This is a genomic window from Candidatus Dependentiae bacterium, from assembly GCA_018897535.1.
In the GTDB taxonomy this organism is placed as follows: domain Bacteria; phylum Babelota; class Babeliae; order Babelales; family UASB340; genus UASB340.
This window is the reverse complement of sequence record JAHIKO010000040.1, coordinates 1-11958: the sequence shown is the minus strand read 5'-3', so window position 1 is coordinate 11958 and position 11958 is coordinate 1. Positions and strand designations below refer to the sequence as shown.

Genomic DNA, 11958 nt, shown 5'->3' with positions numbered 1-11958 from the left:
TTATTTTCAATTTCTTTTTCTAAAATATCAAGACCGGTTTTATCTTTGGCAGAAACAGCTAAAATATTTGATCCAAAAATATTTTTGTTTTTATAAAAAACAGAATCCTGAATAAGACTTAATCTGACGCAGTCAATTTTATTAGCAACAACTATAATCTTATCTTTATACTCTTTTACAAGTTGTTCATAAACATCAAGTTCATGAGTTTCAATATCTCTTGAAATATCTAAAACAAGTAAAATTACATCTGATAATTTAGCTTGATCCAAACTTCTTACAATTCCCTCTTTTTCAATAAAATCATTTGTTTCTCGAAGGCCTGCCGTATCGGTCAATTGCCAAAAATTACCGTTTCTATAAATACTGGACTCTATTACATCTCTAGTTGTTCCTGCAATTTGAGTAACAATAGCTCTCTCAGCACCTAAAATGGCATTAAATAAAGTAGATTTACCCGTATTAACTTGGCCAATAAGTGCAATTTTAATTCCATTTTTTATTTGCTGCTGTTGATTAAAATTAACTTTTAATAAATTTAATTCTTTTAAAATCTCATCTATTTCAGTAATAATTAAATTATCAATATCCAAATCTTGTTTTTCTTCTTCAAAAAATTCAAAGCTACCTTCAACCAGTGCTAAAACTCGTAAAATTTTTTGTTCTATTTTTATAATAAAATCAGATAAAGAGCCCTTAACTTGTGAAATGGATTTACGTAAAGCAAGCTGAGTACTTGCATTAATTAAATCATTTATAGCTTCAGCTCGAATAAGATCCAATTTATTATTTAAAAAAGCTCTTTGAGTAAACTCACCATGTCCGGCCATTCTTGCACCATTTTTTATTGCCAATTCTATTATTTCATCAATAATAAATTGATTATTATGACAACTGATTTCAATAACATCTTGGCCTGTAATTTTATTGGTTACAAAACCATGATGTATGGTATGAGTTGGTAATTCTGCCAAATATTTATTGGATGACAATCGTGAAATCTTATCAACAATAGAAACAGAATTAACACCTGAAAATCTAATAATGGCAATAGCCCCATTACCTTTTGGGGTTGATAGAGCTACAATCGTTTCCTGATCTAAAGTTAAATATATATTATTTTGAGAATTACTCATTTTTGTTATTTTTAGAATGTATTATTAAGTAATAATTAGAAAATTTTTTCTTATATTTTCTTCTTAAAAATTGCATTAAAAGATTTGAAATACTTATAAAAAACATTTTTTCATCTTCATTATCTTTTAATATTCTTTTATCAAGAAAAATATTTAACATTTTATTTTCAACTGTAATTGAAAAATCAACATTAAATTGCATAATTGCCAAAATATCTTTAAAGCTTGATTTAACATGATCAACATATTCGTCTTTCCAAACTATATGTCTTTTACTAAAATCAATATCAACCTTTTCTTGCCCGGATTTAATATTTTCAACTCTATTTTGATTAACTTTTGCAATAATAGCTTTATTTTTATTTTGAAACTCTATTTTTTTAGGTACACCAACTGTCTTTTCCGGGTTATAACTAATAGAAACAACTGCAGGCTTTTTAATTATTCCAAAAAAGTTTTTTTCTTCAAAATTTAATATTTTAACAGAAAATTCAGAGGGTCTGCCGGAAATATCCCAAGCTTTTTCTACGGCTTTAATAACGCTATTCTCTTCTTGAAGTATCGACTTCATTTAATAAATCCTCATGTGATAGTAATAAAAACAGGTATTTACACACAATATAGTCTAGATTAGAACAAAAAATAAACAATAGGGTTTAAAATTGGAGCGGGAGACGGGATTCGAACCCGCGACCCTTGCCTTGGCAAGGCAATGCTCTACCGCTGAGCTACTCCCGCGCATTGGTTCGATTTATATGCTAAAATTTATAGGCAAAATATAATATTGTCAATGCCGTTTTTAGCAAAAATCAAACAAAAAATAAATCATAGCCACTTGTTTTATTTTTACAATAAGTGCAATATAAATAGGTATTTTTGGAATATTATAATCTTTTAAAATTGATAAATTATGACTAAATTAAATATATTAGACCTATCTATAAAAGAAACCGAGCTTCTAGTTGAAAAATTGGGCGAAAAAAAATTTCGTGCAAAACAACTTTTAAACTGGATTTACAAAAAAAATGTCTTAGATTTTGACCTAATGACAAATATTTCAGAAGATTTTAGAGCTAAGTTGAAATTAAACTGTACCCTTGATATACCAAAAATCTACAATCACCAAAAATCAACCTTGGATAAATCACATAAATTTCTACTTGAAACTATAGATAAAAATCTTATTGAATCTATTTTAATAATAGATGAAAACAGAAGTACTTTATGTGTTTCGTGCATGATAGGTTGCCCTTTAAAGTGTAAATTTTGTGCAACCGGTAGCGAAGTCCAATTTAAAAGAAATCTGACATCATCGGAAATTTTGGGTCAATTTATAGCAATTCAAGATTTTATGCAAAAACAAAACATATCTGAAAAAATAACAAATATTGTTTTTATGGGAATGGGAGAGCCTCTACTTAATCTTGAAAATGTAGAAAAATCAATTCAAATATTAACTTCTATGGATGGCTTTGGCTTATCTAAAAGTAGAATTACTGTCTCTACTGCCGGAGTAACAAAGAATTTATCCGTTTTTATAAATAAATATGGTGTAAAACTTGCTGTTTCCGTGCATTTTCCAACAGAAGAACAACGCTTAGAATTTATGCCAATAAACAAATTATATTCTTTATCAAATTTAATCACCGAATTAAAAAAAATTAAATTAAATAAAAGAGATTTTATTACAATAGAATATTTAATGATCAATGATATAAATGATAGCTTACAACATGCTATTAAATTACATAAGCTAGTGTCAGATCTTAAAGTAAAAATTAATTTAATCCCGTTTAATCCAATAAAAACATTTTCAGGTAAACCATCTGAAGATAATAAAATAGAAAAATTCGCAAATTATTTAAAATCAAAAAATATATTCACAACTATACGAAAAAGTAGGGGAAAAGACACACAAGGTGCCTGTGGTCAATTTTCATTAAAATAGTTTAAATAAAAAAGAAAGTAGATTATGAATATAAATAACCTATCAATTTCATTAATTTCCGACAGCGGCATAAGTGCTGATTTTATATCAAAATTTTGCTTATTTTTGGCCATATTATTATTAACAACAATAGCAACAGGTAAAATATTAAAAAAATTATTAAATTTACCCATTGTTGCAGGACAGATAATTGGTGGAATAATACTTGGTCCATCAATTATAAATATAAAAAATATTCATATATTAAATGAACCTATAAAATTTTTAGACTCTACAAAACAATATATTTGCAATATTGCTTCAACTGATTTTTTTATTTTTTTCGTATTATTAATTTCATCGGGATTAACAGTATCATATTTACTTTGGATTGCAGGACACGAAACAGATGTTCAGGATATTGCAAAAGTTGGAATTGAATCAACTTTGGCAGGTTTTATAGCTGCAATATTACCAATATTTATGATTACAGGAACGTTGTATTTAATTGAGGGAAGTGCATTTACGCTTGCTTCTGCAATTGGGCAAGGCGTAGTCTTTGCTGCTACAAGTGTATCCATACCTATTGCCATGTTGATTTCATATGGAAAAATTAATTTACGTTCGTCAAAAGCTACAATTGGTGCGTCTATAATTGATGATATCTTGGCTATTATATTATTTTCAATTTTTATAATACTTCTTCAAAGTGGTGCTCTTGGAATTGTAACAAATACTAATCAAATATCTGCGAATACAAGTATCAGTTTTGCATTAATAAAAATGGTATTTGCTTTTATACTTATGTTTTTGGTTGGAAAACTATTCATAAGTCCGGTAAACAATCTACTTGATAAATACAAACTTTCACACTTAATTCCACCATTTGCAACACTAATGATGCTTTCATATTTTTCTTTATCGGAAATGGTTGGAGGCCTTGCCGGAATTACCGGAGCATATTTTGCAGGATTATTTCATCGAACATCGGATAAAAAACATAGAGCATTAAGAGCAATTTCGCCATTTGTTAATTCAATTTTATTGCCAATATTTTTAGGATCTATTGGAATGCAAGTTAATATTAATGGATTAAATTTGCACCATTGGATTTCAATATTTATTTTATTGGTTGTTGCTGTAGTTGCAAAAGTATTTGGTTGTTTTATAAGTACATGGATTACAAATTTTTTCATAAAAGATAACACTCAAAAATGGTCCTTTTGGGAAAGTTACCTATTTGGATCATCTATGGTCGCACGAGGTGAGGTCGGACTTGTTATAGCAACTATTTTAAATAGTACAAATCTAATGTCTGCAAATCAGTACGTAGTCTGTGTAACAGTTATTATTTTAACGTCAATAATTTCACCAATAATGCTTTTATTTGGATTTAAACAACTTGAAACAAAACCATCTGATAAAGAATTTTCAACTATAATTGGACCATTTGAAAATCTATCTACAAGATATTTATTTGATACACTTTATGCTTATGTGGAAAAAACTGAAAATATGATGCCTATTATAGAACTTTCAGAAGGTGAAAAGATTTTAACATTGAGTGAAAATACAAGAATTATATTAAATTCAAATAATGCAATTGAATTTAAAGGTAATGAAACAAAAATTAAAAATATCTTAAAGAATATAAAAACTCAGATAACTCACGATCTTGATAAAATACCTGTTACAATAGAAGATTAAGAAAATAGAAAAGACCGAAATAAAATTTTATTTCGGTCTTTTCTATTTTTAAAATTCTTTTAATTAACTTACTGTTATTTCAGCTCTTCTGTTTGGAGCAAGTTCTTTTATAAGTTCTTGTTTATCCGTTTTTTCGCTCCAGACTATTGGCATTTCTTGACCATAACCAACTGTTTTTACCTTTTCTTCAGGAACGCCGCTTTTTACCATTTCTTTTTTAATAACATCGGCTCTTCTTTCTGAAAGAGGTATATTATAACTTGGTGAGCCCATCTGACATGCATGTCCTTGAACTACAACAGTTTTACCTTCTGCAACGGCTAATTTTGCAGCTTGAACATCTTCAGTTAAAGCATGTTTTTGATCTTCTCTAATTCTATTCTCATTCAAATCAAATTGAACTGTTTTAAAATTTAAGTTTTGAACCTCTTCTTCGTTCCATGCAACAAATGCATTTTCATCTTCGGTATTTTCGTTTAATAAAGAATTATCAATTTCAGATTGAGCAACTTTGGTTGTGTCTAAATTTTCATCGGCGAATGCAAATTCTGAAGAATCTTCAAAAAAATCTTCAATTTCATTATCCACTACAGGAATATCTGCTTCGGCCATTTTTTGCGTTAAGCTATTTTCGTTTAATGCGACCTTTTTATTATCATTCTTATTACTCTTTTTTCCGCATCCAACCATCAGAAGTGCCAAAACGAGAGTACAAGAAATCATAATCTTATGTAAATTCAACATAGAACTCCTTCCACAATATGAAAAGTAAAACTAAAAAAACCTTATCGGCCTAAACATTACCATATTTTCTTGAAATTTCATACTAATTTTTGACAATATTGTTTATAATGGTGTTTATTATTTAATAAGAAATTTAGAAAATACAAAATTATTATACGGAGTATAGCTTGAAAAAAATTTTAATAAATAAAAATATTTGGCAAACAAGAGTTGCCGTCTTGCGAGATGATAAATTGCAAGATATGTATTTTGATACACATTCCAAAGAAGAATTGGAAAAATGTTTTTTTAAAGGGAAAATATCCAAACTTTTGCCCGGAATACAAACTGCTTTTGTCGATATTGGCCAAAAAAAGGCCGGTTTTTTGCACATATCTGAAATAGACAGGGCGTTGGCAACTGAAAAAACTGCAGAATTTTTACATGTTGATGATTCTGAGCAAGATGTAATTCGCAAACAAATTAAAAAAGCGATAAGTATAGAAAAAATATTTTCACAAAATGAAGAAATTTTAGTTCAAGTAATTAAAGAACCCATTTATGAAAAGGGTGCAAAACTTACAACATGTTTTACTCTTCCGGGTAAATTTGTCGTCCTAATGCCAAATATTCCTCAAATTGGAATATCAAAAAAAATAAGTGATAAAGATGAACGCACAAGATTAAAAGAAATTTTACTAAAATGTTTGCCGCCAAATATGGGAGCTATAATCCGCACAACCATGGAAGGCCGTAAAGCAAAAGATTTAAAAAAAGACATATCTTTTTTAATTTCGACCTGGCAATCAATTCAGAAAAAATTTAAACGTGCAAAAGTTGGTGAAAAAATACATGAAGATTTAAGAGTCACGCTAAGAGCCATTCGCGAACATTTTGATGAAGATGTCGATATTCTTTATGTTGACAATAAACAAGAGACTGAATCCATACAAAAGTTTGTAAGAAATTTTGTGCCGGAACATATAGATAAAGTAAAATATTATCAAACTCCGCCGGATTTATTTGAAAAATTTGAAATAGATAAACAACTTGAAAAAGCTTTAGCTAAAAAAGTTTCTTTGCGCTCCGGAGGAACTTTAATTATAGAAACAACCGAAGCTATGACCGTTATTGACGTAAATACCGGAAAATTTATCGGAAAAGATAATCTTGAAGACACAATTTTAAAGACCAATCTGGAAGCTGCAGAAGAAATTGTAAGACAATTGCGACTAAGAAATATTGGTGGATTAATTGTTATCGATTTTATTGATATGGCAATCAGTGCCAATAAATTAAAATTATCTAAATTTTTAGAAAAAACTTTAAAAGAACGTGATAAATATCAATCAGTATTACTTAAAGTTTCTGAATTTGGTCTAATCCAAATGACACGAAAAAGATCCGGAAAAACATTAATTCAGCAATTAACAAATGTTTGTCCTATATGTAATGGTTATGGCGTTGTAAAATCAACGGAAACGAAAAGTTTTGAAATACTCACAAATTTTAAAAACGATGTATTGAAAAATAAAATCAAGGGATCAATATCTTTAACTGTTCCTGAAAATATATTTGACTATTTGATCCATCACGAATTTCAATCTATCATAGACCTTGAAAAATCTTTAAATTGTAAAATAGTCCTTGAGAGTGATAAAAATTTACAATTAAGCCAATACAAAATAGAAAAGATGAAATAATATGGCGCATGAAATTAAAAATATTTTAGATAAATATCCTGATTTTAAAGCAAATATTGGAATAGAAGTTCATGTACAATTAAAAACAAAATCAAAAATATTTTGCTCTTGTCCAAATAATTTTGGAGACAGACCAAATCAAAACATATGTCCGGTTTGTTCCGGATTTCCGGGAACATTACCAGTTCTTAATAAAAAAGTTATAGATTTTGCAATAATGGCCGGATTGGCTACAAATAGTAAAATTACCAGCCCTTGTTGGTTTGATAGAAAACATTACATGTACCCGGATTTACCTAAAAATTATCAAATTACTCAAGATAAAGCTCCAATATGCACAAATGGCGCTGTACCAATTGAATTACCAAATGGTGAAATTAAAAACATAAGATTAACAAGAATTCACATGGAAGAAGATGCCGGTAAAAATATACATGGACAAGGTAATGAAAGTTATGTTGACCTAAATCGAGCCGGTACTCCATTACTTGAAATAGTAAGTTTTCCGGATATATCCAATAGTAACGAAGCAAAATTATATTTAAACAGACTAAGATCAATTGTTCAATACTTGGGTATTAGTGACGCCAACATGGAAGAGGGATCATTTAGAGGCGATATTAATATTTCAGTAAGAAGATCCGATGAAGAAAAACTTGGAACAAAAGTAGAATTAAAAAATGTTAACTCATTTAAATTTATAGTTAATGCAATTGAATACGAAATTGAAAGACAAATAAACGCTATAAAAAAGGGTGAAAAAATAGATCAAGAAACTTGCGGCTGGGATTCTAAAGAAAATAAGTCTTTTATTATGCGCTCTAAAGAAGAGGCAGAAGATTATAAATATTTTAAAGAACCGGATCTTCCGCTTATTGTCATTGATGAAAATTGGATAAATAATATAAAAAACAATTTACCTGAATTGCCACACGATAAATTAAATAGATTTAAAAATGAATATAATTTATCAACTTACGAAGCTGAAATTTTGACAAGCGAAGTTGATATTGCAAACTTTTTTGAAAATTCATGCAAAATAAATAATTTACCACAAAAGAATTCTAACTGGATATTGCGAAACGTTCTTGCTTTTTTAAACGATAATAAAATAAATTTAAAGCAATCAAAAATAACTGTTCAAAATTTTTCTGATTTAGTCTCGGCTATAGAAAATGGAAAAATCAATAGCTCAGTTGCCCAAGAAGTTTTTGCCGAAATGGCAATTTCAGGCAAATCGCCAAATTTAATTATAAAAGAAAAAAATCTTGAGCAGATAGATAATATTCAAGAGCTTGAAGAAATTATCAAAAATATAGTCAAAAATAACCCGGAGGAAGTTAAAACTTATCTTTCGGGCAAAGATAGGCTTTTTGGTTTCTTTGTAGGACTTGCAATGAAAGAGACTAAAGGTAAAGGTAATCCAAAGCTTATACAAGAAATTTTACTTAAGCATTTAAAGAATAATTAATTTCAGGCTGAAATAATTATACCCCTACCCGTTTGTTAATATATATTCTATATAGTATTATATCTTTACTAATAACAATTAATAACGTTATTTTTTGTTTTGATATTTAGTATTTAATTTTGGTGGGGGTTATATGAATTTAGGGAAAATAATCAAATTATTATCTTTTATAGCTATTTTGATAACAATTCTTTTAACAACAGGTTGTTCTAAACAAAATCGCGAATTAATCATAAATAATTTTAACTCACGAACACCGGAATTTAGCCAAACTCAAGATAATGTCACTTTGGAAGTAAAAAAATTAACAAAAAACGAATTTCACGAAATATTTCCCGGATCAAAATATAAAAAAAGAACCTGCTTCAGAAAAAACAATATAATTAAGATTTCTATAGATAACCAAAACAGTAATAATATTTTTTTAAATAAAAATTCTGTTTTAACACCTTCTGTAAATATAAAAACTCACGATCAATTAAACCATGATATTAAAAAACCTGAAAAATCCGTAGTTTATGCTACAACTATCCTTGGAACTATTGCAGCAGTGCCTTTAGCTATATTTACAACTATCGGCTCAATGCTTATACCTGCAAGTTTCGCCGTAGATCCCGGATCTGCTGTTGCAGCAAGCGGATTAAATAAAGCTTTTTCCACAATTCTTCTAGGAGCGCTTATTTTAACTCCCGTAATAATTTTAACATCATTTTTTATAGGTAGATCAATATATAAAAGACATAAAAAAAATAATTTAGAATTAAAAAAATTTTTGGATCATAACATACTAAATTTGTCGATTAATAACGAAATAAAACCAAACACAAAATTTGATAAATATTTAATTACGAAAAAAGAAAAAACTCAACCTAGTTTGATTTTTAAACTATTTAAGTCAATAAATAATTCTGAAAAAGAATATTTAGAATTTACAGCTCCAAATATTTGGAGTTAAATATTTAGGGAACATATGAATTTAGGGAAAACAATCAAATTAATATCAACAATATTTGTTGTATCAGTAATTCTTTTGACAACAGGTTGCTCTAAACAAAATCACGAATTAATTATAAACAATTTTAATACACGCCCTTCAGATTTTAGTGACACAAAAGAAAATGTATCTATAGAGGCAAAAAAGCTTACTAAAAACGAATTTAATGAAATATTTCCTGGGCCAAATTTTAAAAAGAAAAAATTTTATAAAAAATATAAAATTGCTCAAGTAGATGTTAAAAATAACAGTTCTCAAAATTACAATATTCAGATATGTAATGAAATTATTAATAAATCAGATTTAAATGATGATGGTAGAAATATAAAAAAAATAAAATATGCTTCTGAGCTTATAGTAGTTCCTGCAGTAGTTTTTTCAACTTTTAATGCAATATTATTTACACTTTTTATTACTTTTTCATTAAATTTTGAACTTTATATTAATCCAACAAATTTTAAAGTAATGTTACTTTTAACTTATATATTACCGATTGTTGCTGGTACTTATGCATTCTATAAATTAAATAAATATTTTAAAAAGCTTAGAAATAAAAAAATAGAAGAATCAAATAATTCTGTAATCAAATTTTTTAACGAAAATGTGTTTCCAGAAACAGGAATAACTCTTTCAGCAAAAAATTCAATTAAAAAATTTATAATTTTTAATAAAAAAGATAAATTTGAAATAAGTTTAACCGATAAAGAGTATCCAAATAATATTTTAACCTTTTATCCCCAATTAAATTAACATTTATAATTTAATTTATAATTTCTTTGTCTAAAGATTTAAATAATTTTTTAACCTTAAGCCATAGATATATTTCACAAGCAGCAATTACAGCCAAAGCGCTACTTATAGTATAAATAGAGGCTTTAAAATATTTTTCTTTAGCATTATCTATTTTATTAGAATTTAAAATTTCTTGTTTATTATTTAAATTATCTAACTCTTCTTTAAAATTTTTAATATTTTCAGTTACTGTTTGAGATAAATTATTAAATTTTTCTAAAACAACTTCTTTTTTACGTAAATCATCTTCGTTTATTTTTTTTATAGCTGAATCTAGTTTTGATATTGTCTTTTCAAAAACTTCAAATTTTTCTTTTAAAGCACTGTTTTCACTTAACGTTTTTTGTATATCTGCTATTTCTTTACCAACTTTTTCAAATTCTTTAGATATTTTTTCAAATTCATCTTTATTTAGCAATAAAGTTCCCGGTTTATAATTTTTTAACTCTCCATTCATAGAATAAGACATTTGAAAATCCAAAAGTACAAAAAACAACAATATATATTTTATAAAAATTCTAAACATAAATTACTTTCTATAAATTAATAAATTTAATAAGAGCAAAATTATTAACATATAAAAATAACTAAATCAAATAGTTTTTATGCTAAAACACATATTTTCAGGCAACTTCTATTGCAAATATCCTCAAATAAAATAAAATTGCTCTAATATATATTTTTAATACACAAAGGAGTCTTGATGATTAATAAAAAATTTATTTTCACAATCACATTAATATCTTCTGTAATTCTAAATATATTATCTGCAGATCAAAATACGATAAAAGAATTTGAAAATAGTGATTTTAAAGTCACAATAGAATACAATCCTAAAGATTTCAATAATCAAACTCCAATTATGGAAGCCATAAAAAAATTAGCCGCTCAAATTCCATCACAAGAAGCCGCAAAAAAATATTTTGAAAATTTAAAATCAATTTTTGAAATTGCAAAAAAACATTCATATTTTAATAAAACAAATACTAAAAAAAGTTCTGATGAATTGATAGATGAAGCAACATGGTTTGCACTAGATATAAATGCAAAAGAAAAAACCATAGAACAATCTATTTATTTATCAACATTTCCAAAACAATTAATAGCAGCACTAACTAATGTATATTTAATAGATTTAACAAAATATATTGAAAATATGGATGATTATGAAGAAAATATTATGTATAATTCTGAAGAAAAATCAAAAGAAGAATTAGAAAAAATCAACATAAAACTTCAAAATGCTATTAAAGATATTACAAAAAATTTTTTTGATATTCACCTGGAAAATGTAAAAATAATTTTAAATACATATTTTACACTGTAATTTAATACAAATTTATTAAAATATTTAAAAAATCCCTAGGTTTAGAACTTAGGAATTTTTTTATGCTAAAATAAATTTAGAAATATTAACCCCAATAAAATTATTTGGAAAATTATGATCAATTATTTAATAGGCAAAGTAAAAAATATTGGTGAAAAAAGTTTAACACTTTTAGTAA

At 26.8% G+C, this 11958-nt stretch carries 11 protein-coding genes and 1 tRNA gene; 7 read left to right on the top strand and 5 right to left on the bottom strand.

Going from position 1 to position 11958, the window contains the following annotated elements:
* The 3 genes from mnmE to KKE07_02505 all read right to left on the bottom strand — a co-directional run.
* A partial coding sequence (gene mnmE, locus KKE07_02515) for a tRNA uridine-5-carboxymethylaminomethyl(34) synthesis GTPase MnmE (protein ID MBU4269727.1) occupies positions 1–1136 on the bottom strand: 1136 nt, incomplete at its 3' end.
* A complete protein-coding gene (locus KKE07_02510; GenBank protein MBU4269726.1) occupies positions 1129–1707 on the bottom strand; it encodes a hypothetical protein in 579 nt (192 codons plus the stop codon). The genes mnmE and KKE07_02510, both read right to left, overlap by 8 nt.
* Before the next feature lie 92 nt (positions 1708–1799).
* Positions 1800–1874: transfer RNA gene (locus tag KKE07_02505), tRNA-Gly, on the bottom strand.
* 172 nt (positions 1875–2046) lie between these two features.
* On the opposite strand from KKE07_02505, the gene rlmN reads away from it, so the two are divergent.
* Together rlmN and KKE07_02495 are read left to right on the top strand one after the other, a co-directional pair.
* The gene (gene rlmN / locus KKE07_02500) at positions 2047–3084 is read left to right on the top strand and encodes a 23S rRNA (adenine(2503)-C(2))-methyltransferase RlmN (GenBank protein MBU4269725.1); all 1038 of its coding nucleotides are present in this window, start codon (positions 2047–2049) and stop codon (positions 3082–3084) included.
* A gap of 24 nt (positions 3085–3108) precedes the next feature.
* Positions 3109–4770 (top strand): cation:proton antiporter, encoded by a 1662-nt coding sequence (locus KKE07_02495; protein MBU4269724.1) that lies wholly within the window; start codon positions 3109–3111, stop codon positions 4768–4770.
* 63 nt (positions 4771–4833) lie between these two features.
* Here KKE07_02495 and KKE07_02490 read toward each other — a convergent pair whose 3' ends face one another.
* Positions 4834–5514: an OmpA family protein gene (locus tag KKE07_02490; protein ID MBU4269723.1), complete on the bottom strand. Its 681-nt coding sequence runs from the start codon at positions 5512–5514 to the stop codon at positions 4834–4836.
* A gap of 167 nt (positions 5515–5681) precedes the next feature.
* Between KKE07_02490 and KKE07_02485 the strand changes: the two genes are divergently transcribed.
* The 4 genes from KKE07_02485 to KKE07_02470 all read left to right on the top strand — a co-directional run bounded on the left by KKE07_02485 (position 5682) and on the right by KKE07_02470 (position 10411).
* Entirely contained in the window at positions 5682–7196 is a 1515-nt protein-coding gene (locus KKE07_02485) for an Rne/Rng family ribonuclease (protein MBU4269722.1), read from the top strand.
* Between the two features lies 1 nt (position 7197).
* Complete coding sequence (gene gatB / locus KKE07_02480; GenBank protein ID MBU4269721.1) at positions 7198–8667, top strand: Asp-tRNA(Asn)/Glu-tRNA(Gln) amidotransferase subunit GatB; 1470 nt, start codon at positions 7198–7200, stop codon at positions 8665–8667.
* Between the two features lie 133 nt (positions 8668–8800).
* A complete protein-coding gene (locus KKE07_02475) occupies positions 8801–9622 on the top strand; it encodes a hypothetical protein (GenBank protein MBU4269720.1) in 822 nt (273 codons plus the stop codon).
* Positions 9623–9637: 15 nt separating this feature from the next.
* Positions 9638–10411: a hypothetical protein gene (locus tag KKE07_02470; GenBank protein ID MBU4269719.1), complete on the top strand. Its 774-nt coding sequence runs from the start codon at positions 9638–9640 to the stop codon at positions 10409–10411.
* Positions 10412–10421: 10 nt separating this feature from the next.
* Here KKE07_02470 and KKE07_02465 read toward each other — a convergent pair whose 3' ends face one another.
* Positions 10422–10979 (bottom strand): hypothetical protein, encoded by a 558-nt coding sequence (locus tag KKE07_02465; protein MBU4269718.1) that lies wholly within the window; start codon positions 10977–10979, stop codon positions 10422–10424.
* 177 nt (positions 10980–11156) lie between these two features.
* Between KKE07_02465 and KKE07_02460 the strand changes: the two genes are divergently transcribed.
* The gene (locus KKE07_02460; protein ID MBU4269717.1) at positions 11157–11780 is read left to right on the top strand and encodes a hypothetical protein; all 624 of its coding nucleotides are present in this window, start codon (positions 11157–11159) and stop codon (positions 11778–11780) included.
* Positions 11781–11958 lie beyond the last annotated feature (178 nt).

Bases quoted from the DNA above. Each gene is read 5' to 3' on its own strand.
- KKE07_02510 (MBU4269726.1), bottom strand. From the start codon at position 1,707: ATGAAGTCGATACTTCAAGAAGAGAATAGCGTTATTAAAGCCGTAGAA.
- rlmN (MBU4269725.1), top strand. From the start codon at position 2,047: ATGACTAAATTAAATATATTAGACCTATCTATAAAAGAAACCGAGCTT.
- KKE07_02495 (MBU4269724.1), top strand. From the start codon at position 3,109: ATGAATATAAATAACCTATCAATTTCATTAATTTCCGACAGCGGCATA.
- KKE07_02490 (MBU4269723.1), bottom strand. From the start codon at position 5,514: ATGTTGAATTTACATAAGATTATGATTTCTTGTACTCTCGTTTTGGCA.
- gatB (MBU4269721.1), top strand. From the start codon at position 7,198: ATGGCGCATGAAATTAAAAATATTTTAGATAAATATCCTGATTTTAAA.
- KKE07_02475 (MBU4269720.1), top strand. From the start codon at position 8,801: ATGAATTTAGGGAAAATAATCAAATTATTATCTTTTATAGCTATTTTG.
- KKE07_02470 (MBU4269719.1), top strand. From the start codon at position 9,638: ATGAATTTAGGGAAAACAATCAAATTAATATCAACAATATTTGTTGTA.
- KKE07_02465 (MBU4269718.1), bottom strand. From the start codon at position 10,979: ATGTTTAGAATTTTTATAAAATATATATTGTTGTTTTTTGTACTTTTG.
- KKE07_02460 (MBU4269717.1), top strand. From the start codon at position 11,157: ATGATTAATAAAAAATTTATTTTCACAATCACATTAATATCTTCTGTA.